20 protein-coding genes are annotated in these 18,706 nt (G+C 65.4%); 14 read left to right on the plus strand and 6 right to left on the minus strand.

Going from position 1 to position 18,706, the window contains the following annotated elements:
* Nucleotides 1-138: 138 nt before the first annotated feature.
* Genes UNPA324_RS31180 through UNPA324_RS31190 form a run of 3 tightly spaced genes read left to right on the plus strand, consistent with a single transcriptional unit; the run spans nucleotide 139 to nucleotide 2,219 of the window.
* A complete protein-coding gene (locus UNPA324_RS31180; protein ID WP_141937780.1) occupies nucleotides 139-834 on the plus strand; it encodes a TetR/AcrR family transcriptional regulator in 696 nt (231 codons plus the stop codon).
* The gene (locus tag UNPA324_RS31185) at nucleotides 812-1,372 is read left to right on the plus strand and encodes a carboxymuconolactone decarboxylase family protein (RefSeq protein ID WP_141937783.1); all 561 of its coding nucleotides are present in this window, start codon (nucleotides 812-814) and stop codon (nucleotides 1,370-1,372) included. Before UNPA324_RS31180 ends, UNPA324_RS31185 begins: the two co-directional genes overlap by 23 nt.
* Before the next feature lies 1 nt (nucleotide 1,373).
* On the plus strand, nucleotides 1,374-2,219 hold the full coding sequence (locus UNPA324_RS31190; RefSeq protein WP_181769582.1) for an SDR family NAD(P)-dependent oxidoreductase: 846 nt from the start codon (nucleotides 1,374-1,376) through the stop codon (nucleotides 2,217-2,219).
* Nucleotides 2,220-2,372: 153 nt separating this feature from the next.
* On the opposite strand, the gene UNPA324_RS31195 is transcribed toward UNPA324_RS31190, so the two are convergent.
* The 4 genes from UNPA324_RS31195 to UNPA324_RS31210 are packed head-to-tail and all read right to left on the minus strand — an operon-like array spanning nucleotide 2,373 to nucleotide 4,917.
* Complete coding sequence (locus tag UNPA324_RS31195) at nucleotides 2,373-2,882, minus strand: DoxX family protein (protein ID WP_141937789.1); 510 nt, start codon at nucleotides 2,880-2,882, stop codon at nucleotides 2,373-2,375.
* Nucleotides 2,879-3,661 (minus strand): HvfC/BufC N-terminal domain-containing protein, encoded by a 783-nt coding sequence (locus tag UNPA324_RS31200; RefSeq protein ID WP_141937793.1) that lies wholly within the window; start codon nucleotides 3,659-3,661, stop codon nucleotides 2,879-2,881. Before UNPA324_RS31200 ends, UNPA324_RS31195 begins: the two co-directional genes overlap by 4 nt.
* A complete protein-coding gene (gene bufB / locus UNPA324_RS31205; protein WP_141937796.1) occupies nucleotides 3,651-4,568 on the minus strand; it encodes an MNIO family bufferin maturase in 918 nt (305 codons plus the stop codon). The genes UNPA324_RS31200 and bufB overlap by 11 nt, the downstream gene beginning before the upstream one ends.
* A gap of 43 nt (nucleotides 4,569-4,611) precedes the next feature.
* A complete protein-coding gene (locus UNPA324_RS31210; protein ID WP_128918654.1) occupies nucleotides 4,612-4,917 on the minus strand; it encodes a BufA1 family periplasmic bufferin-type metallophore in 306 nt (101 codons plus the stop codon).
* A 314-nt stretch (nucleotides 4,918-5,231) separates the two neighbouring features.
* Between UNPA324_RS31210 and UNPA324_RS31215 the strand changes: the two genes are divergently transcribed.
* From UNPA324_RS31215 to UNPA324_RS31235, 5 genes are all read left to right on the plus strand, one after another.
* On the plus strand, nucleotides 5,232-7,328 hold the full coding sequence (locus UNPA324_RS31215; RefSeq protein WP_141937798.1) for an adenylate/guanylate cyclase domain-containing protein: 2,097 nt from the start codon (nucleotides 5,232-5,234) through the stop codon (nucleotides 7,326-7,328).
* Nucleotides 7,329-7,572: 244 nt separating this feature from the next.
* Nucleotides 7,573-8,142 (plus strand): DUF2087 domain-containing protein, encoded by a 570-nt coding sequence (locus UNPA324_RS31220; protein ID WP_128918708.1) that lies wholly within the window; start codon nucleotides 7,573-7,575, stop codon nucleotides 8,140-8,142.
* Nucleotides 8,139-9,089, plus strand: coding sequence for an alpha/beta fold hydrolase (locus tag UNPA324_RS31225; RefSeq protein ID WP_141937800.1), 951 nt, complete (start codon nucleotides 8,139-8,141; stop codon nucleotides 9,087-9,089). The genes UNPA324_RS31220 and UNPA324_RS31225 overlap by 4 nt, the downstream gene beginning before the upstream one ends.
* Complete coding sequence (locus tag UNPA324_RS31230; protein ID WP_181769583.1) at nucleotides 9,070-9,654, plus strand: HutD/Ves family protein; 585 nt, start codon at nucleotides 9,070-9,072, stop codon at nucleotides 9,652-9,654. The genes UNPA324_RS31225 and UNPA324_RS31230 overlap by 20 nt, the downstream gene beginning before the upstream one ends.
* 104 nt (nucleotides 9,655-9,758) lie before the next feature.
* A complete protein-coding gene (locus UNPA324_RS31235; RefSeq protein WP_141937804.1) occupies nucleotides 9,759-10,949 on the plus strand; it encodes an adenylate/guanylate cyclase domain-containing protein in 1,191 nt (396 codons plus the stop codon).
* 14 nt (nucleotides 10,950-10,963) lie between these two features.
* Here the strand turns inward: UNPA324_RS31235 and UNPA324_RS31240 are convergent, their stop codons facing one another.
* Nucleotides 10,964-11,581 carry a TetR/AcrR family transcriptional regulator gene (locus UNPA324_RS31240; RefSeq protein ID WP_128918649.1) on the minus strand — a complete coding sequence of 206 codons (618 nt, stop codon included), beginning with the start codon at nucleotides 11,579-11,581 and terminating at the stop codon, nucleotides 10,964-10,966.
* Nucleotides 11,582-11,657: 76 nt separating this feature from the next.
* On the opposite strand from UNPA324_RS31240, the gene UNPA324_RS31245 reads away from it, so the two are divergent.
* The 5 genes from UNPA324_RS31245 (at nucleotide 11,658) to UNPA324_RS31265 (ending at nucleotide 17,519) form a co-directional block, all read left to right on the plus strand.
* Nucleotides 11,658-12,134, plus strand: a complete 477-nt coding sequence (locus tag UNPA324_RS31245; protein WP_141937806.1) for a redoxin domain-containing protein — start codon at nucleotides 11,658-11,660, stop codon at nucleotides 12,132-12,134.
* Between the two features lie 27 nt (nucleotides 12,135-12,161).
* Nucleotides 12,162-12,836: an SDR family NAD(P)-dependent oxidoreductase gene (locus tag UNPA324_RS31250; protein ID WP_128918647.1), complete on the plus strand. Its 675-nt coding sequence runs from the start codon at nucleotides 12,162-12,164 to the stop codon at nucleotides 12,834-12,836.
* On the plus strand, nucleotides 12,799-13,740 hold the full coding sequence (locus tag UNPA324_RS31255) for a DMT family transporter (protein ID WP_128918646.1): 942 nt from the start codon (nucleotides 12,799-12,801) through the stop codon (nucleotides 13,738-13,740). Before UNPA324_RS31250 ends, UNPA324_RS31255 begins: the two co-directional genes overlap by 38 nt.
* A gap of 132 nt (nucleotides 13,741-13,872) precedes the next feature.
* On the plus strand, nucleotides 13,873-14,667 hold the full coding sequence (locus UNPA324_RS31260; protein WP_141937808.1) for an adenylate/guanylate cyclase domain-containing protein: 795 nt from the start codon (nucleotides 13,873-13,875) through the stop codon (nucleotides 14,665-14,667).
* Nucleotides 14,668-14,876: 209 nt separating this feature from the next.
* Nucleotides 14,877-17,519 carry an EAL domain-containing protein gene (locus UNPA324_RS31265; protein ID WP_246667254.1) on the plus strand — a complete coding sequence of 881 codons (2,643 nt, stop codon included), beginning with the start codon at nucleotides 14,877-14,879 and terminating at the stop codon, nucleotides 17,517-17,519.
* 237 nt (nucleotides 17,520-17,756) lie between these two features.
* Here UNPA324_RS31265 and UNPA324_RS31270 read toward each other — a convergent pair whose 3' ends face one another.
* Nucleotides 17,757-18,032 carry a hypothetical protein gene (locus tag UNPA324_RS31270; RefSeq protein WP_128918643.1) on the minus strand — a complete coding sequence of 92 codons (276 nt, stop codon included), beginning with the start codon at nucleotides 18,030-18,032 and terminating at the stop codon, nucleotides 17,757-17,759.
* A gap of 445 nt (nucleotides 18,033-18,477) precedes the next feature.
* Between UNPA324_RS31270 and UNPA324_RS31275 the strand changes: the two genes are divergently transcribed.
* Nucleotides 18,478-18,690, plus strand: a complete 213-nt coding sequence (locus tag UNPA324_RS31275; protein WP_128918642.1) for a hypothetical protein — start codon at nucleotides 18,478-18,480, stop codon at nucleotides 18,688-18,690.
* Nucleotides 18,691-18,706 lie beyond the last annotated feature (16 nt).

Raw genomic sequence — 18,706 nt, forward strand, 5'->3', positions numbered from 1 at the left:
ATCGAACGGAGTTGAAATGCCCCCCGCGAATGCAAAGCTGTTGCCGCGTCGCGGTCGCGGATCGTCGCATATAATATGAAAAACGAACGATCGTCCGTACGGTTGACTAGCGAACGGTCGTTCGTTAGTCAAGCCATCATGGCTGTCCATACCCCCACCGCTGCGGAAGCAGCCGCGCCCACGACGCGCGAGCGCATCCTCATCGAAGCGCTCGACCTGTTCGCGCAGAGCGGCTATGGCGGCGCCTCGATGCGCGAGCTGGCGCGCCGCGTCGGCATTCGCGAGAGCAGCCTCTACAACCACTTCAGCGGCAAGGCCGCGATCCTGGAGGCGATCGTGGCCGAGCACGGTCCCGCGAGTTCGGCGAGCCGGCTGGAGGAGCCGCGCTACAAGCAGCTCGCGCGCCAGCCCGCCGCGTTCTGCCGGCAGTTTGCCTTAGACCTCGTCGAGCAATGGTCCGACCCGCGCGAACACCAGTTTCAGAAAGTCATCACCGCCGAGCGCAACCGCGTCCCGGGCATCCGCGCCAAATTCGCCGACCATTTTTACGCGCGCGAGCAGAGCCTGATGACGGATTATTTCCGCGGCTTCGCGCTCGCCGGCCTGATCTCGACGCCGGATTCGCGCGAGACCGCGCGGCTGTTCGCCGCTGGCCTGATCTACATCCGCCTCGAGCATTACGTGATGGGCGCGGTGCCGTCTCCCCGAGCCAAGGTGCTCGAGGCGATCGACCGCTATCTCGCCTTCTTCCTGTCGCTGATTGCGACAGGGGGCGCCGACACCAAGAAACGAAAGCCAAAGGGAGAGAACCGTGGCAAGGCTGCCTCTGATTGATCCGGAGACGACGAGCGGCGACATCCGCGCCTCGTTCGACCGCATGCCAGTCAAGCTCAACATCTTCCGCATGATGGCCCATGCCGAGGCCAACATGATTCCGGCGATGCGGCTTGGCAATTCGATCTTGCACAAGCAGAAGCTCATCGCCGTCAACCGCGAGCTGCTGATCCTCCAGGCGGCCCAACTCGAAGGCGGCGCCTATGAGTGGCGCCAGCACGTGCCGATCGCGCTCGGCGTCGGCTGCACGCAGGCCCAGGTCGATGCGGTCGAGCGCGGTGACTACGATGCTGCCGCGCTGAATGAGTCGGAGCGCGCCTTGCTGAGGTTCGGGCGTGAAGTCGTCGAGAACGTCCGTGTGCCCGAGGCCATCTTTGCTGCCGCGCGAAAACACTTCAGCGACCAGGAGATCGTGGAGTCCATCGTCGCGCTCGGTTTCTACATGATGATGGCGCGCGTGACCGAGGCGACCGAGACCGATCTCGATCCCGCCGCCGGCATGACGGTCTATGAGGGCGGCAAAAAGTCGAGCGGCTGAGATGACGGAAACCGAGCGCAAACCGGAGCGCTATATCCGTCCGCCGAGCGCGGAATCTTTGGGTGAGGCGCCGGGCAGGGAGCGACTGAAAGGTCGTCGCATCCTGATTGTCGGCGGCGGCCAGCGCGTGTTTGACGCCGCCACCGATCCGATCGGCAATGGCCGCGCCATGAGCGTTCTGTGCGCACGCGAGGGCGCGAAGGTCGCGGTTGCCGATCTCAACCTCGCTTCCGCTCAGCAGACCGTCAAGCGCATCACCGACGAGGGCGGCGAGGCCTTCGCCATTGCCGCCGACGTCACCAGCGAAGCCGATGTTATCGGCATGATCGAGGAGGCGCATCGCGCCATGGGCGGCCTCGACGGCATGGTGCTGAACATCGGCACCTTCGGCAAGACCGGGCTCGATGCCGTCAGCCCGGAAGAGTGGAACAGGATCTACGACGTCAACGTCCGCGGCCCCATGCTGTGCTGCCGCGCCGCGCTGCCGAAATTCGACGATGGCGGCGCCATCGTCTTCATCTCGTCGATCGCCGCGCTGAAGGCCGGCTCGCAAATGGCGGTGTACGATTCGTCGAAAGCCGCGCTCGGCGGCCTGATGCGCAACATCGCCCATCTCGGGTCGCGCCGCGGCATTCGCGCCAATCTCGTCTATCCCGGCCTCGTCGACACCCCGAACGGCCGCGAAGCCGGCGCCGGCCGCCCCAATCGCGGCAAGGGCCACATTCCGTTCGGCCGCCAGGCCACGGCATGGGAGATCGCCTACGCGGTGCTGTTCTTCCTGTCGGACGAAAGCGTCTACGTCACGGCGCAAACGCTCGCGGTGGATAGCGGGTTGAGCGGGATGTAAAGCGCTCCATCCGCGCGTGCTCACCTGCGATGCACTCGCATCGCAAGTGAGCCTCGAAGGATGGGCTACAGGCGCCCGCGGCCCATCCTTCGAGGCGCGCAAGGGCGCGCACCTCAGGATGACGGAGTGCTCGTGGAGATACAAATCGGGTAACTACCGCGCGTGCGATCGCGCGCGACAGAGCAGGTGGTCGAGCGAGATGTTTCCCGACCCGTAAGCCATGATGCCGAGCGCCATCGCCGCCCAGGTGAGGTGGATCGGCCAGCCGTCGAGCACCGTGAGATCGACGATGACGGTCATGAACAAGAGTCCAAGCCCTGCGAACCGTGTACCGAGCCCGAGCACGAGCAGGATCGGAAACATGATCTCGCCTGAGCCCGACAGGAATGCCATCAATGTCGGGGCTGGAAAGTGATAGGGCCCGCCCGGCAGATGCAGCATGAACTCGTCGCTGAACAGCGTCACGGCGGTGTCGTTGAGCCTGAGGAAGCCGCCCCATTTGAGCATGCCCGAGCGCCAGAACGGCACCGCCAGCGCGAGGCGCAGCACGAGTTGGACCAGCGAGGGGGTGGCGATCGTCTGCACAAGTTGATTGACCTTGTCGACGAGCAGCCAGAGCGACGGCAGTCCGCCGCCCGGCGCCATGCGTTGGTCCGTGATCATGATGCGTCTCCGCAAGCAAGCGAGGTGAAGGCGCCGGCTTCGATCAGGCCGGCGATGTTCGCGGCGATGTCGAATTCGGGCGATGCATCCAGTGCCGTAGCGGCAGCTTCGCCGAGCGGCTGACCGGATGCGAGGCGGGCGGCAAAGACGGCGCCGCCGGCCGGAAGGTGCCGCACCGCGACGTCGAATTCGGGCCGTGTGATCAGCGCGTCCTCCGGCCTGGACGCATCGATGCGGTCGACCGGGGCGTCGTCGCGGTTGGCGGCGAAGATCGTGACGGCGGCAAACGGCGAGCGGACGATCCGCATCGCCGGATGCGGGATGAAGACGGCGTCCGCGAGCCGTCCCGGCGCGATCGCCGACAGCCGAGTCGGGAGCAGCGGCGCGGCGTCGCTCGCGTGATAGGCGTCGAGCCAGGCTCGCTCGATGCGCGCGACGTCGGCGAGCCAGGGCATCTCTTGCGCATGCTCGTAAGCTTCGATGAACGCGGGAAACTCGCGGCCATACTGGAACAGCAGCGGCGAGGTCGGTGGATTGCTGCGAACATGGAAGCGCGCCATGGCGCGAAAGAACTCGGCGCCGGTGATGCGCTGCACCGCCGGGTAGACTGCGGCGAGCGCGTCGATCAGGCTGACCGTGACGTTGTTGCGGTAGACGTCGTAGCGCCGGCCGGCGGCCTTGCCGTTCGGGCCGGTCACGACCTCAGGCGTGCTGCGTGCCGGATTTAGCAGCGCCGGCGCGAACGAATCGGCGAAGGACAAACTGGCTTCAGGCCGCATGACGTTCTCCTCCAGTCGCTGCGGACTGATGACGGTCGAGGATGGCCTGTGCGGCAGCGGCTTCCGCCTGCAGCACCGGCCAGTCCGGAATCTTGCTGTCCCATTCGATCAGCGTCGGCACGGCGCCGCGGCGCCGGATCACGATCTCGTAAAGCTTCCAGACGGCGTCCGCGACCGGGCCGTCGTGGCTGTCGATCAACAGCAGATCGCCTTCGTCGTCGGTCTGCTCGGCATGGCCCGCAAGATGAATTTCCCGGACGTGCGACAGCGGGAAATCCGCGAGATAATCGAGTGCCGAAAAGCCGTGATTGGTGACGGAGACGAATACGTTGTTGATATCAAGCAGCAGCCCGCAGCCGGTGCGCTGGGCGATGGCCCGGATGAACTCGGTCTCGCGCATCGACGAGTCGCGGAAGGCGACATAGGTCGACGGGTTTTCCAGGAGCAGCGGACGGCGGATCGCCTCCTGCACCTGGTCGATGTGGTCGCAGACGCAAGCCAGCGTCGCTTCGGTATAGGGTAGGGGCAGCAGATCGTTGAAGAAGCTGGTCTCATGGGTCGACCAGGCCAGGTGCTCGGACACCAGCGCCGGCTGATAGCGCGCGACCAGGCCGCGGAAGCGCGCCAGATGCGCCTTGTCGAGCGGCCGCGGTCCGCCGATCGACATGCAGACGCCATGCAGGGACAGCGGATGGTCGCGGCGGATCGCCTCCAGCGCGCGATGCGGCGGGCCGCCGTCGCCCATGTAGTTCTCGGCATGGACCTCGAAGAAGCCACGCCGAGGTCCGGCCTCGCGGATATCAGGCAGATGCTCGGGCTTGAAGCTCGTCCCGGCAACGCCGCCGATCGGGGTCGCGAAGCGGAGCGGCGTGGCTGCCGGTCGGGTCGGCTGGATCACCGTGCTCATCGTGCTGCTCCGTTCGTGCTCGCTGGCGACGTCGCGCCGTCCGTTAGACCGGCTTGAGCGAACCCTTCTTGCCGCCCGGCAGCTCGATGCTGGTGCAGGTGCCGCCTTGCACGAATTTCCAGGCGTTGCCCTGGAAGTCGACGGTCGAGGTGCCCTGGCAGGTCGTGCCCGGTCCGGCCGCGCAATCGTTCTGGCCCTTCAGCGCGACGCCGAAGCACTTCTCCTTCTTGGCGGCGACCGCAGCCTCCGCCTCGGCCTTGGTCAGCGGGCCGGCGGCGGCGAGGGTCGCGAGCGCGGTCGATACGGCGCCGGCGAGGACCAGCGAGGTGACGGCATGTTTGGCAGACATCGAGATTCTCCTGTTCGAGATGGGCGCCGCCTGGCAGGCGATGCGCGCATGGTCTCCTTCGCCGCGCGCGCAGCTTGCGTTACCTGCAGGCTGCTCACGAAGCCGTGAGACCGATTGGATCGGGCGCACCGCCGGTGCGCTTGGGCCGGTATTAGCGGGCAGGCGTCGGCTCAAAGCCAATGCCTAGGCTCTATCGAGACGGTAGCCACCGGGCATTGGCGGCGCGGGTCGGTTTCCTGCCAGACGTAACGGACGAGCGCCGGCGGCGTAGAGCAATGTCAGTGGCGCGCGTGAACCGGCAGGCGAAGACAGCGATGAACGTTGATCCCGAACGACGGCTTCGTGCGATCGCAAGGCTGACGGTCAGCATCCGCCTCGCGGTGTCCGCGCTGGTCCTGGCTGCGATCCTGCTGACGGCCGCCCTCTCCAGCCTGCTCTGGTGGCGTACGGCGGAGGCGACCAGCCGGCAGCTCGCCTCGACCATCAACGAGCAGATCGTGGCGGCGGTGCGCAAGGAGGTCTCGGCCATCGTCGACGAGGCGCGCGCCGCGCACACCGCGATCCGCACGCTGTTCCTGCAGAACGTGCTCGACACCCGCGAGGCCGACAAGCGGGAGTTCGTGTTTCTCTCGCAATTGCAGTCGCAAGCGACGATCTCCTGGGTCGCTTTCGGCTGGCCCGACGGCTCCTTCTTCGCCGCCCACAAGCTCGGCGATCGCCGCCTCGAGATGATGGAGATTTCGCTGACGGACCATCGAGGCCAGCGCCGTGTCGATGAATATGACGTGGTGCCTGGCGACATCGAGTTCGCCAATCGCCGCTTCGAGCCGACCGGCTTCCACGTCGCCGATCAAGCCTGGTTCAAGGCCGGGCTCAACGCGGACGATCCGCAATGGTTCAGGGTGATGGACCACGCGACCGGCGAGCGGCCGTCGATCGCCTTTGCCGGCCCGATCGACGTCTATCAGGAGCGGCAAGGCGTTCTGGCCGTCATCATCGAATACACAAGGCTCGCGCGCTTCCTGTCGCAGCTCGAGGTCGGGCGCACCGGGACTGCCTTCATCGTTGATGGCAGCGGCGAGCTCGTCGCGGCGCCGGACAAGGACGCAGACGAGCTCCATCCGGCGCGCGGCGATACCACGCTGCTGCCGCTCGCGCGGCTGGCGCTCGACAAGGCGGGGGAGGCCGGCCGCAAGGAGGCGTGGCGAAGCCGGCTCACGACGGCCGGCGCGGCCTACGAGGTTGCGCTGACGCCGCTGCCGTTTCCCGGCTGGTCGCTCGCCACCGTGATTCCGGAGGCCGAATTTCTCGGGCCGGTCGAGACGACGTTGCACCGCCTGATCCTGGGCCTTGCCATCGGCGCCGTGCTCGCGGCGCTGGCCTCGGCGATGCTGGCGCGCTCGGTCATTGCTGCGCCGCTGTCGCGCGTCGTCGGTGAGCTTCGCCATGTCGAAGCCTTCGCGCTGGAGCAGGTCCGCCGCCATCCCTCACGGCTCAAGGAGATCGCGAGCCTGTCCGGTGCGATCGCCGAGATGGCGTCCGGCCTGTCCGCCTTCCGCAAGTTCATCCCGGCCGATCTCGTCCGCGACCTGCTGCGCCAGGGTGTCGAGGCGAGGCCCGGCGGCGGCGTCCAGGAGCTCAGCGTGATGTTCATCGACATTGCCGGCTTCACCGGCCTGTCCGAGCGGCTCGGCGATCGCGTGGTGCCGCTGCTGTCGCGCTATCTCGACGTCACCTCGGAGATCATCGTCGCCAATGGCGGCACCATCGACAAGTTCATCGGCGATGCCGTGATGGCGTTCTGGGGCGCGCCGCAGCCGCAGGACGATCATGCCGCGCGATGCTGCCGCGCGGCGCTCGCCTGTCGCAAGGCGGTGGAAGAGTCGGGCCTCGTCGACGATCTCGGCCAGCCGCTCCAGATCCGGATCGGCATCAATTCGGGCCGCATGCTGGTCGGCAATATCGGCTCGGAGCTGCGGCTGAACTACACCGTGATCGGCGATGCCGTGAACGTCGCCAGCCGGCTCGAAGGCGCCAACAAATCCTATGGTACGCAGATCCTGATCGGCGAGACCACCGAGCGTCTGGCGCGCGGCGCCGTCATCACGCGCGAGGTCGACAGCATCGCGGTCTACGGACGGGAGGAGGGACTTTCCGTCCACGAACTGATCGGGATGGTGAACGAGGGCGCCATCGGCGGCGAGGCGATCGGCTGGATCGCGGATTACGAGCGCGGCCTCGCCTGCTATCGCGCGCGGCACTTTGCCGACGCGCTCGCCGATTTCGAGACGGTGTTGAAGCGGCGCGGCCACGATCGTCCCGCCGAACTGATGCGCGACCGCTGCCGGCAGCTCGCATCGGCCGCGCCCGGCGCCGCCTGGCGGGCGGTGGCGGCCCTGACGTCGAAATAGCGGCGTCAGAATCCGCGACAGGCGGCGCTCCGATCGCGCCGTCCGCGCATCTCACATCAGGCTCTTGAGCCCGCCGGGCGTCTATAGTAAGGATTGGGTGGGTCTGCAGTTCACCCAGGCGTCACCGTCCCGCGAGGGAAGCTAAACCTGCAAGGCTCATTCGTACCGACACCAAACCTCGTGCCGCGTCGTAAGCCGGTGACCTCCGACAATCCTATCCGGATCGGCACATCGAGGATTGGTCATGGCCAGAACTCCCATTGCTTTTGTTGCGAGCGACATCTCCGCGCTCGCGAAATCCGTGCGCGCCCAGCTTCTGCAGCGGACGTCGCCACCCGGGCACGTCGAGCTGCTCAACATTCTTGCGCGCGCGACTGGACACAAGAACTACCAGCACTTCCGGGCAGGTGCGGTCGGCAAGCCCGCGGATGACCGCAGCAGTCCCGCGGCCCAAGACGATGCGGTCGATTTGAAACGCGTGCAACGCGCGGCGCGCCATTTCGACGACCACGGCAGGCTGCTGCGTTGGCCGGCCCGCCACAATTTGCAGCAGCTGAGCCTCTGGGTGTTGTGGTCCGGCTTCCCGCCGCGGTGCAGTCTGGCCGAGGCGGAAGTCAAGAGGCTGTTGAACAGTCGACACGCTTTCGCCGACGATGCCTTGCTTCGCCGCGCACTATGCGATCACGGCCTCGTCTCACGCACGGCCGATGGGCGAGCCTATCGCAGGATCGAGCGTCGGCCGCCGATGGAGGCGGCCGCGCTTCTGCGCCAGCTCAAGACCAGCGCAGCCGGACGACCGGAAGCTGCGGCATGATCGCAAATCCGGACGACTTGCCGCTCGCCGGGCCTGCCCCGGTTTCGGTGCAGACCTCTCGCGGGACAGCCCAATGCGCGATCGCAGGTGAGGGGCCCGCCATCCTGGCCATCCATGGCGGCATGGGCGGCCACGACCAGTCGTGGCTGCTGGCGCGCGCCCTCGCCAGGACGCTCAGAGACAAGCAGGTGGTGGCCGTGTCCCGCCCGGGCTATCTCGGCTCGCGCCTCGCGCTTGGCACGTCACCCGACGAACAGGCCGATGTCTATGGAGCGCTGCTCGACGCGCTCGGGATTGCGAGTGCGGCGGTCGTTGCGGTCTCCGCCGGCGGTCCCTCGGCACTGCAATTCGCCGCACGGCACCCTTCGCGCTGCCACTCGCTCGTGCTGGTCTCGGCCTGCACGGGACAATTGCAAACGCCGCCGGAGATCAAAGCGCGCCTGCGCCTGATGCGCCACCTAGCACGTCTTCCCGGATTGCCTCGCATCCTGAAGTGGCAGGCTGAACGGAATCCGCAAGCCGGTGCCCGCCGCGCGATTCCCGATGTCGCCATGCGCGAACGGACCTTGCGCCATCCGAAGGCCGGTCCGCTGTTGCGCACCTTGCAAGCGAGTGTGTTCGCACATCTGTCCGCCCGGCTTCCGGGAACTATCAACGACATCGCGCAGTTTGCCGCGCTGGAACAGCTGCCCGCGGGATCGATCTCGGCGCCTGTTCTTGTCGTGCACGGACGCGCCGACAATGTCGTGCCGTTCTCGCATGCCGAGAATGTCTGCCGGGCAGTCCCGCAGGCGAAGCTGCTGGCGATCCCCGACGGCCGCCACGTCTCGCTATTCACGCATCTGGACTTGGTGCGCAAGGAGGCCGAGCCGCTCTTGGATGCGCGCGAACGCACTCCCCTGCACCCTCAACGCATCGAGGATCTCCATGAAGGCAACACTGCTTAGATCCGAAGACTACACGCGCGCGCCCTGGAAGAACGGCGGCGGCATCTTCACCGACATTGCGGATGCCTATCGCAAAGACGCTCCGCAGAAGAATTGGGACAGCCTGCTCTGGCGCTTTGCGTCCACGCCGATCGTGGCACCCGGCCCGTTCTCTCACATGCCGGGCATCGATCGCTTGCAGATGGTCGTCGGCGGTCGCGGGCTGGTGCTGAAGGCGCCCACGCAGGAGTTCGACGAGCGTGAACCTTTTACGACGGTGCGCTTCACCGGCGAGATGGAGATCGTGACCGCGCTCGAAGAAGGTCCGGTCGAGGTTGTGAACCTGATGGCCCGGCGCGGTGCGGCGGAGATCGATCTTGTTGCGCTTCGCGAGCCCGGCACGCGGCTGCTTGCCGCCGGCACACATCTGGTTTACGCCGCGCGCGGCGATTGCCGCATCCGCCTCGACGGCGAAGAATTTTTGCTTTCGCACGCGGACACGCTGAAGGTGGAACTCGCCGCGGCCTCGCAGCTCGCGCTGATGTCGGGGCTGGCGGTGCTGGGCTCGATCCGGCCGGTCGGCTAGCGCGATCGCTCCCTGCGCACAATCCGGGCAATTGGCCAGGTTGACGGCGCGCAACTGGAGCGCGATATGTGCTGCGATGCAGGCCACAGCTTAAGGGGCACGATATGAACGTGCCGACCAACAATGCTCCCACGCTGTCCGACGGCGTCGTCGACTGGCTGACCAACGGCACGCGCGACGAGCGCTTCATCGACAACATTTTCGCGCAAATGTGCATCCGGCTCCAGCAGGTGGGCATTCCGCTGAAGCGGTCGACGCTTCATGTCCTGATCCACCATCCGCAATGGCTTGGCGCCCGCTTCATGTGGTCCGACGGCATGCGCGAGGCGGAGATCGCGCGGGTCGACTATGACGTGCGCGAGCGGTCCGAATACATCGGCAGCCCCGCCAACGAAATGCAGGACGGCGCGACCGAGGTGCGGGAGAATCTCGAACGTGACCCCGCGCTCGGCCGCAAGCATGCGCTTTACGACGAGATGCGCGAAAGGGGCCTGACCGACTATGTGGCATGGCCGCTCTACCATACGCTCGGCAAGCGGCATCTCATCACTTTCGCGACCGACCGGCCCGGCGGCTTCGATCACGCGCATATCGCCGCCCTCAAGAAGCTCTTGCCGGTGCTTTCGCTGGTCAGCGAAATCCGCATCAAGAACCGTCTGGCGCGTACCCTGTTGGAGACCTATGTCGGCTCCCATGCCGGCGAGCTCATCCTGGCCGGCGCCACCCGGCGCGGCACCGGCACGACGGTGCGCGCAGCGATCATGATCTGCGACCTCAGAGATTTCACCAAGATTTCAGACAACTGGCCGCGCGACGATGTCATCGATCTGCTCAACGATTATTTCGACGCGATGTCGGAGCCGATCGCGCGGCACGGCGGCGAGATCCTGAAATTCATCGGCGACGGACTGCTCGCCATCTTCCCGCTTCAAGAGCCCAACGCCTGCACAAACCTGCTCCATGCCGTCACCGAGGCCCGTCAGGCCATGGTGGCCCTGAACGAGCGAAACAACGCGACGAGCCGCGCGCCGCTGAACTACGGCATCGGCGTCCATGTCGGCGACGTCATGTACGGCAATATCGGATCGACCAGCCGGCTCGACTTCACCGTGATCGGCCCCGCCGTCAACATGGCCTCTCGGCTCGAAGCCCTCACCAAGCAGCTGGGACGAACGGTGCTGCTGTCGCGCGACTTTGCGGAGCTGGTGCAGCCGAAGTTCGAGCTGGAGCACGTCGGCAAGCACGAGGTGCGCGGCTTCAGCGATCCGATCGAGCTGTTTGCGTATCACGGCTGAGGCGGGCAGCCCGGCTAAAGCTCGAGCCGCGCGGCGACATGCTCGATCGCCATATCCAGCGCCAACTCCAGAGGCCTTGTCGAGCGCAAGGTTTGTGCGAGCAGCAGTCCTCCTTGCAGGCTGGCGAGCATAGCCTCTGAAAGCGCCTTCAGATCGTTGGTGGGCTTCTTCCCGGCCCGCGTCTGCATTCTCGCGAATGCCGCTTCGAAATAGCCAGCCCAGCGCGCAAAGCTCTCCGCCAGCGCTGCGCGCGTGCGCGGCGTCTCCGAGAGTTCTGCCGCCAACGAGCCGAGCGGGCAGCCGCCTGCGCAATTGGTCTGATCCGTCAGCTCGACCACCGCGTCGCGCCAGCGGCGAAGCCCGGTGAGGGAATTGAGCTTTCGCAACAGGCCCTCGTGAGTTCCCAGCACGCACTCAGCCTGCCGCTGGATCACCGCCAGCACGAGCTCATCCTTGTCGGCGAAGTAGTGATAGACCTGCGATTTGCTGGCCTTGCTGGCTTCGATCACTGCATCGATCGTCGTGTTTGCGGCGCCTCGGGCGCGCACGAGCGCCGTTGCCGCATCGACGATGCGCGCGCGTGTTGCCGCGCCCCGTGCCGTCTTGGGCATTGTAGTCACGTTTTCGTTCATGGCTTTCACCGTACTTGACAGCAAATGCGCTGGCAAGTATTTGGACTAAATAGTCCACTTTTTCGAGAAGACAAGAATGTCCCGTCTCAACAATGGCGATGCCTTTCCGGCTCTGACGTTCGATACGGTCGCCGACGGCACCGTTTCGGTCGCGCCCCACTTGGCAGGCCACCACGGCGTGGTCCTGATATATCGCGGGTCGTGGTGCCCGTATTGCAATGCGCAGCTTTCGGCCTTTGCGCGCGCGAAGGAGAAGCTCGATGAGCTCGCAATCAAGGTCGTTGCCATGTCCGTCGACGACAAGATCGACGCAGCGACGCTAGTGGAGAAGCATCGGCTGAACTTTGCGGTCGGCTATCGCGTCGATGCCGATAGGATCGCTGCGGTGACCGGCGCCTATGTCAACGAAAGCCCGCGCTATCTGCAATCCACCGGCTTTGTTCTCGACCCAAACGGGAGGGTGATCACCGCCGTCTATTCCAGCGGCGCGATCGGACGGCTCGTCGCCGAGGACGTCATCGGCGTCGTCCGTTACGTGAAATCCAAGGCGTGACGTCAACTGAAACCAGGAGACCCGGACATGAGCTCGAATGAGATCGCCATTGTTGTTGGCGCGGGTGCCGGATTGGGCAACGCGCTCGTTGCGCGCTTTGCGGATGAGGGCATGCGCGTGGCTGCGGTCTCGCGCAGTGGCGGTGCGGGCGAGCCCCAACGCGATCTGGTTCGCCGTTACTCTTGCGATGCCACGGACGCTAAGCAGGTCAAAGAGGTGTTCGAACGCGTGCGGGGCGAACTTGGACCGCCATCCCTGGTCGTGTTCAACGTCGGCATATGGGATCGGGGAGGAATCCTCGACATTTCCGCGGATTTGTTCGAGCAGGCGTGGCGCACGGGTTGCTTTGCCGGGTTCTTGGTCGGGCGCGCCGCGGCGACGTCCATGTTGGAGAGCGGAGGCGGAACGATCATTTTCTCCGGTGCAACCGGATCGGTCCGCGGCGGCGCCGGATTTGCGGCGTTTGCCTCTCCGAAATTCGCCCTGCGCGGGCTGGCACAAGCGATGGCTCGCGAGCTGGGCTCAGAGAGCATTCATGTGGCGCACGTCGTCCTCGACGGCATGATCGCGCGGGAGGACGATTCCTCGGAGACCCTGCTTCAGCCTGCGGCGATCGCACAGAGCTATTATCAGTTGCACCGGCAGGCCCGCAGCGCGTGGACCCATGAGCTCGATCTGCGGCCGTTCAGTGAAAGATTCTAGATCGTCGACCGCTGCAGCAATCCGAGCCGTCGCCCCGAAGCCGCGCGACTGGCTGCTGCTGCTGTCCCTGGTGTTGATTTGGGCCGTCAGTTGGCCGGTCATCAAGATTGGTGTCGGACAGATTCCGCCGATCTGGTATGGCTTTCTGCGTTATGCGGTCGCGGCGCTCATCCTGTTCGCAGTGCTGGTTGCGCGGGGTGAGCTTGCGTTGCCGCCGCCCGCTGATTTCCCCTTCGTCGTCATTTCGGGCGCGCTTCAAATGGCGGCGTATTCGGCGCTCACCGGTCTCGCCCTGACGATCTTGCCGCCGGGGCGCGCGTCCGTGCTGGCCTTTGCCACACCTATCGTGGTCGCGCCGCTTGCGGCCTGGCGGCTGGGTGAAGATCTGGGGCCGAAGGCGGTGGCGGGCGTGTTGGTCGGATGTGCAGGAACTGCCGTTATCGCCTCGCCATCCTTTGCCGTCGTCGGCAGGCAAACCCTGGCCTACGCGATGCTGATGGGCGCCGCAACGGCTTGGGCCATCACCATCGTGACAGTACGGGGGCATCGCTTCACCTCTTCGGCGTTGAGCCTCGCCCCTTGGCAAATGCTCATCGCGGCAATCCTGCTCCTTCCCATCGCGATCTCTGTCGAGGGAGCCCCGCCAACAATATCGCCGCTTGGCGCGGCCACGCTCCTCTATGTAGCACCGATCGCAACCGCGTTCGCCTATTGGGCCGTGGTCGAGGCCGGCCGTCGCTTTGCCGCAAGCACCATGTCGATGGCGCTGTTGGCGACACCCAGCGTGGGCCTGCTGATTTCCGCGTGGGTGCTGAAGGAGCCGATCAATGCTTCTCTCGTCGCGGGGGTGGCACTGACCGCGATCGGAATCCGTCTGACGATTGCGCCGACGCGGAGGGGATGATCGACGAGATCCAAGTCGACTGCGAGCCATTGCTCGGTGAGCGCGCACGGCAGTTCGCCTGTTGCCAACGCGGGAATGTGCAACTACGCTTCACCTCGACCAGCCCACGGTCCTACGATCAGCTGCACGTACATGCCCAAATTTCTTCGCATCGGAGTCCATCAGTCGAACGTATCGGGGTACACGTCGAAGGCGTGGTGCGTCCGGCGGGTTGGTTCGGCGGTTTTCCTGAAGTGGGGCGCCGTGGAGGTCCAGGGCGCTGGCGATGGACGAACGGTCTACTGGACGCGTCTGCCGCAGGAGAAGACGGTTCGCTGCGGCACGGTGCTGCGTGCCCAGGACTACACGAAGGCCGCGATCGCGCGGCGCCGCAGCCACCGCTATGAGCCGTTGATCGGACCGATCGAGCTGCGGCGTCGATCCGGCGAGCGCAGTGCCGAGCTCAAGCAAGCACTCGCCACCATCCTGATCGTCGATATCGTCGGCTCCACCGCAAAGGCCGCGAAGCTCGGCGATGCGCGCTGGACCAAGGTCATGGGCCACTATTACGCCGCCGTGCGCAAGGAGCTGAAAAGCACGCGCGGCAAGGAAGTGGTGACCACCGGCGACGGCGTACTGGCGACCTTCAAGGCGCCGGCTTCCGGCATCCGCTGCGCGACCGCGATTCAAAAGGCCGTGCGCACGCTGGGGCTCGACATCAGGGTCGGGCTGCATGCGGGCGAATATAGTGTGAGCGGGGGCGAGATGGTCGGTCTCGCCTTTCACATCGGCACGCGCGTCGCCGCCAAGGCGCGTGCCGGCGAAGTTCTCGTCTCGAGCGCGGTCAGGGACCTGGTGGCGCAGTCCGAGATCCGCTTCAGGGATCACGGCATGCACCAGCTCAAGGGCGTGCCGGAGCGGTGGCGGCTGTACCGGGTTGAAGATTGAGCGCGGCTGGAACCGCCTCAACCTCCGCGATGGCGGGTTGCGGAGCGCGGAACTCGTTGACGGGATTGGCTTCTTCCTATTCGCGCTAGCCGCGTTAAGGTCGGAGACACCACACGCCTTTACGGGTCCTTCGCCTCTCTGCCCTAGCCTTCGGAGTGGTTGGGACGGCATTGATGGGCTTCTTCGCGCGGCTTCGTGATTCTTTCTCCGTGGGCGACACGACCGATCCGCTCGGCCGCGCGCTGCTCGTCGAGCAGTTCCGGGTGCTTCGCGAGCAGGTGCCGGTGCTCTACGCCGTGCTCCTCGTCGACAGCATCAGCGTAGGCTTGGTCCTCCCGGACACGGTCTCGGCATGGCTGAGATTTGCCTTGCCGGCCGCTCTCCTTGCCATTTGTTCGTTCCGGCTGGCCCAATGGCTCCGGTTGAAGAAGGCCGATTTCACCGCCGAGGAAGCCTATCGCGAGCTTGCAAGGGCTCGTCTCGCCACCGTGGTGATCTGCTCCAGCTTCGTGATCTGGATTCTCGCGCTGTTCATGGCCGTGGATCCCGGCCTGCGCGCTCCGGTTGCCCTTCTCATCTTCATGGGATGCGTCGGAACGGCCTATTGCCTCGGCAGCTTCCCGCCGGCGTCCCTGCTGACGATGCTGATTGCCGGTGCACCGATCGCCACGCTCCTACTGCTCTCCGGTGACGGCATGATGATCTCGGTCGGGATCAATCTGCTGGCGTTGCTTGCCCTGCTCGCCCGGATGATCAACACTAATTTTCGTTCTTTCGTGAAGCTGGTCGAGACCCACGGACGGCTGTCCGAGGAAGGTGATCGCGCGCGGGCCGCAGAGCAGACCGCGACCGCATTCGCGGAGCGCTTCGACAGGGCGCTCAATAACATGTCCCACGGTCTCTGCTTCTTCGACACCGATCAGCGCCTGATCGTCTGCAACCGGCAGTACCTCGAGGTCTACGATCTCGACCCGAAACTGGTCCGGCCGGGCATGAAGCTGAACGAGATCGTCGATCTCCGCTATTCGGTCGGCAGCGCCCCGAAGATGTCCAAGCAGGATTATCTGGACTGGCGCAATAGCGCTTCGGTGACCGCCGAGAACTCGGATACGAATGTGGAATTGACCAACGGGCGGATCGTGCGGATCCGGCATCGCCCGATGGAGGGGAAGGGTTGGGTTGCGACCCACGAGGACATCACGGAGCGCCATCGAACCGAGAGGGCGCTAGCGGAAGCGGAGGCCTCTTTCCGCCTGCTCTTCGAAGAGAACCCGCTTCCGATGTGGGTTGTCGATGCGAAGACGCGTCAGCTCATCGCCGTGAATGGCGCGATGTGCCGGCATTACGGCTATGTCCGCCAGGATCTCCTCGCCATGTCCGAGCATCAGCTCGCGCATGGTGAGCAGCAGGCAGGAGCCGAACGCGACTGCGAATTGCACAGGACCGCTGACGGCGAGGCGATCGAGGTCGTGATCGAATCCCGGCCGCTGGTCTATGACGGGCAGTCCGCCCATGTCTGCGTCGCCTTCGATGTGACGGAGCGCAATCGGGCGCAGCAGAGGGTGAGCTATCTCGCCTGTCACGATGCGCTGACGGAACTGCCGAACAGGGCCGCCCTGGACGAGTATCTCGGCGCCGCGATCGAAAGAGCGGAGATTACCGACAGCGCCTTTGCCGTGCTCTGCATCGATCTCGATCACTTCAAGGAGATCAACGACCGTTTCGGCCATGCCGTCGGCGACGCCGTGCTGTGCGAGGCCTCGCGGCGCCTGCAGGAAGCCGCGCAGGGATGCTATGTGGCGCGCGTCGGCGGCGACGAATTCATCGGCATCACCGATCAGTCGCCGCTGCCAGCAACCGCAGAGCTGCTCGCCACCAGGATGCGGGCCCAATTCGAGCAGCCGATCGAGGTTGACGGCCATGCGCTGAAGATCGATCTCTGCGTCGGCGCCGCGCTGTATCCGAGAGACGCCGATAATTCCGTTTCACTGCTGGCGAATGCGGATGCTGCGCTCTATCGCGCCAAGCACGAGGGCAGGGGAGCCATCCGCCTGTTCACCAGCGCGATGGATCAGCAGCTGCGGGACCGCCGCGCGCTGGAGCACGATTTGCGCAACGCCGTCGAACGAGGCGAGCTCTATCTGGAGTATCAGCCGCAGCAGCATCGCGACGGCACGCTCATGGCCTATGAGGCGCTCGTGCGCTGGCGGCATCCGGTGCGCGGTATCATCCCTCCGGGAGAATTCATCCCGATCGCGGAGCAAAGCGGTTCCATCGCAGAGATCGACGACTGGGTCCTGATGGAGGCGTGCAGGGAAGCGGCGTCATGGGATCAGCCGCTGCGGGTGGCCGTCAACGTCTCGGCGGCGCAGTTTCGCCGGGAAAATCTCGACGGGCAGGTCCGTCGGGCGCTCCGGGACAGCGGGCTTGCGGCCGCGCGTCTCGAGCTCGAAATCACCGAAGGCGTCCTGATCGAGGATATGTCGCGCGCCAAGCGGACGATGCAGTCGCTCAAGGCGCTCGGCATCCTGATCGCGCTCGACGATTTCGGAACCGGATATTCATCGTTGTCATACCTCGAAGCGTTTCCTCTGGACCGCATCAAGATCGATCGATCCTTTGTCGCCTTGCTCGGCCAGAGCGAGCGGTCGCTGGCCATCGTACGGGCCGTGATCGGCCTCGCCCACGGGCTCGGGGTGCCGGTGCTTGCGGAAGGCATCGAAACCGAAACACAGATGTCGGTCCTGGTACAGGAAGGCTGCGACGAGATGCAGGGATATTTGATCGGGCGGCCTGGGAGCCTTGCGCGCTCCAGACAAAGCAAGAATGCTTCCAGGCGAGCGGCATCCTGACCGCAGCTGCATGCGCCTTTAGGCAATGATTGAGTTGGGCCAAGGCCCAGCGTGTGATGAGATCACGTTTGATTGCTGCAACCGGAGGTGCACCCCTCTCCCGCTTGCGGGAGAAGGTCGGGGAGAGGGCTTCTTCCGCAACGGGATAATCCCCAAGAGGAGAAAACCCTCTCCCGGTGCTTCGCGCCGACCTCTCCCGCAAGCGGTAGAGGTGAACGCCCGCGCACTCTGCAGCCATTAGCCGGCCGGACGAGTGCAGTCGCATTTCGGGCAGCGGCCGTCCGCGGCGCTGGCGAGCTGGTGGCCGATCTCTTCCCTGAGGGCGTTTGCCTCGAAGGGCGTCCCATCGCTCCTGAGGATGCGCTTGGCGCGTTCGTACGCATGGCTCTCGGCGGCGTCGTCGCCCACGCGGATGATCACCTCATCGTGGAACGGGCAGACCGTGGTCGCGCGCGTCGTCTCGAGCGCGTAACGCACAGCCGCAGAGAGATCGTCGAGGTTGGCGGACATCATGGCTGCTCTCCTGGTCGAGGCGGTCCCGATGGTGGCCTGTCGCCGGCGGCGGGCATTCGTGTCGGCCGGCCGGGCGAAATCAATCAGCCTCGGTTTCCGAGGAGGTTTTCCAAGGGGGCACCGAGGCCGATTGCATGGTCTATCCAGGGCTGGGCCATCCAACCCGCGGTACCGGCCTTCGTTCCATCGAACCCGCCGGCGAAGCCGCTCTCCAAAGCCGGCTCCCTGATCGCGGTCGCTTGCACCCTGTCTTCCGAAGCGGTGCCCGGAGTGCCTAGGAGTCCGGGCTCCGCTTCGTTCGGCACCGGATCGACAGCGCGCCCGATGCTGGACAGAGGATAGGGCGCGGCAGGCCATTTGCATTGACCCATCGCAAACCATAGGGAAGGCCCGTAAGGGATCGTCCGCAATTTCGCCGGCTCAGATTAGGGCGCATGAAAGCAGCATGCAGCGCCAGATCCTCTTCAGGTGCCCGCGCACCGGCATGAACGTCCAGCATCGGACCGATGACGAGCGGCCCGAGCGTTCCGAGCCGGCGGACAGTTATGTGCCCGTGAGGTGCCCGGCCTGCATGTCGCTGCACTTCGTCAACAGCACCACGGGCAAGCTGCTGAATGAGCCGAGCGGGCAGCCCGGCTCCAGGCCGCGTTCCGCCTGATCCGTCCGCGCCGATT

The organism is Bradyrhizobium sp. UNPA324, from assembly GCF_006658635.1.
Classification (GTDB): domain Bacteria; phylum Pseudomonadota; class Alphaproteobacteria; order Rhizobiales; family Xanthobacteraceae; genus Bradyrhizobium; species Bradyrhizobium nanningense.

Bases quoted from the DNA above. Each gene is read 5' to 3' on its own strand.
- UNPA324_RS31220 (WP_128918708.1), top strand. From the start codon at position 7,573: ATGGCCAGAACTCCCATTGCTTTTGTTGCGAGCGACATCTCCGCGCTC.
- UNPA324_RS31190 (WP_181769582.1), top strand. From the start codon at position 1,374: ATGACGGAAACCGAGCGCAAACCGGAGCGCTATATCCGTCCGCCGAGC.
- UNPA324_RS31195 (WP_141937789.1), bottom strand. From the start codon at position 2,882: ATGATCACGGACCAACGCATGGCGCCGGGCGGCGGACTGCCGTCGCTC.
- UNPA324_RS31230 (WP_181769583.1), top strand. From the start codon at position 9,070: ATGAAGGCAACACTGCTTAGATCCGAAGACTACACGCGCGCGCCCTGG.
- UNPA324_RS31180 (WP_141937780.1), top strand. From the start codon at position 139: ATGGCTGTCCATACCCCCACCGCTGCGGAAGCAGCCGCGCCCACGACG.
- bufB (WP_141937796.1), bottom strand. From the start codon at position 4,568: ATGAGCACGGTGATCCAGCCGACCCGACCGGCAGCCACGCCGCTCCGC.
- UNPA324_RS31200 (WP_141937793.1), bottom strand. From the start codon at position 3,661: ATGCGGCCTGAAGCCAGTTTGTCCTTCGCCGATTCGTTCGCGCCGGCG.
- UNPA324_RS31225 (WP_141937800.1), top strand. From the start codon at position 8,139: ATGATCGCAAATCCGGACGACTTGCCGCTCGCCGGGCCTGCCCCGGTT.
- UNPA324_RS31240 (WP_128918649.1), bottom strand. From the start codon at position 11,581: ATGAACGAAAACGTGACTACAATGCCCAAGACGGCACGGGGCGCGGCA.
- UNPA324_RS31215 (WP_141937798.1), top strand. From the start codon at position 5,232: ATGAACGTTGATCCCGAACGACGGCTTCGTGCGATCGCAAGGCTGACG.
- UNPA324_RS31235 (WP_141937804.1), top strand. From the start codon at position 9,759: ATGAACGTGCCGACCAACAATGCTCCCACGCTGTCCGACGGCGTCGTC.
- UNPA324_RS31255 (WP_128918646.1), top strand. From the start codon at position 12,799: ATGAGCTCGATCTGCGGCCGTTCAGTGAAAGATTCTAGATCGTCGACC.
- UNPA324_RS31275 (WP_128918642.1), top strand. From the start codon at position 18,478: ATGCAGCGCCAGATCCTCTTCAGGTGCCCGCGCACCGGCATGAACGTC.
- UNPA324_RS31270 (WP_128918643.1), bottom strand. From the start codon at position 18,032: ATGATGTCCGCCAACCTCGACGATCTCTCTGCGGCTGTGCGTTACGCG.
- UNPA324_RS31245 (WP_141937806.1), top strand. From the start codon at position 11,658: ATGTCCCGTCTCAACAATGGCGATGCCTTTCCGGCTCTGACGTTCGAT.
- UNPA324_RS31260 (WP_141937808.1), top strand. From the start codon at position 13,873: ATGCCCAAATTTCTTCGCATCGGAGTCCATCAGTCGAACGTATCGGGG.
- UNPA324_RS31250 (WP_128918647.1), top strand. From the start codon at position 12,162: ATGAGCTCGAATGAGATCGCCATTGTTGTTGGCGCGGGTGCCGGATTG.
- UNPA324_RS31210 (WP_128918654.1), bottom strand. From the start codon at position 4,917: ATGTCTGCCAAACATGCCGTCACCTCGCTGGTCCTCGCCGGCGCCGTA.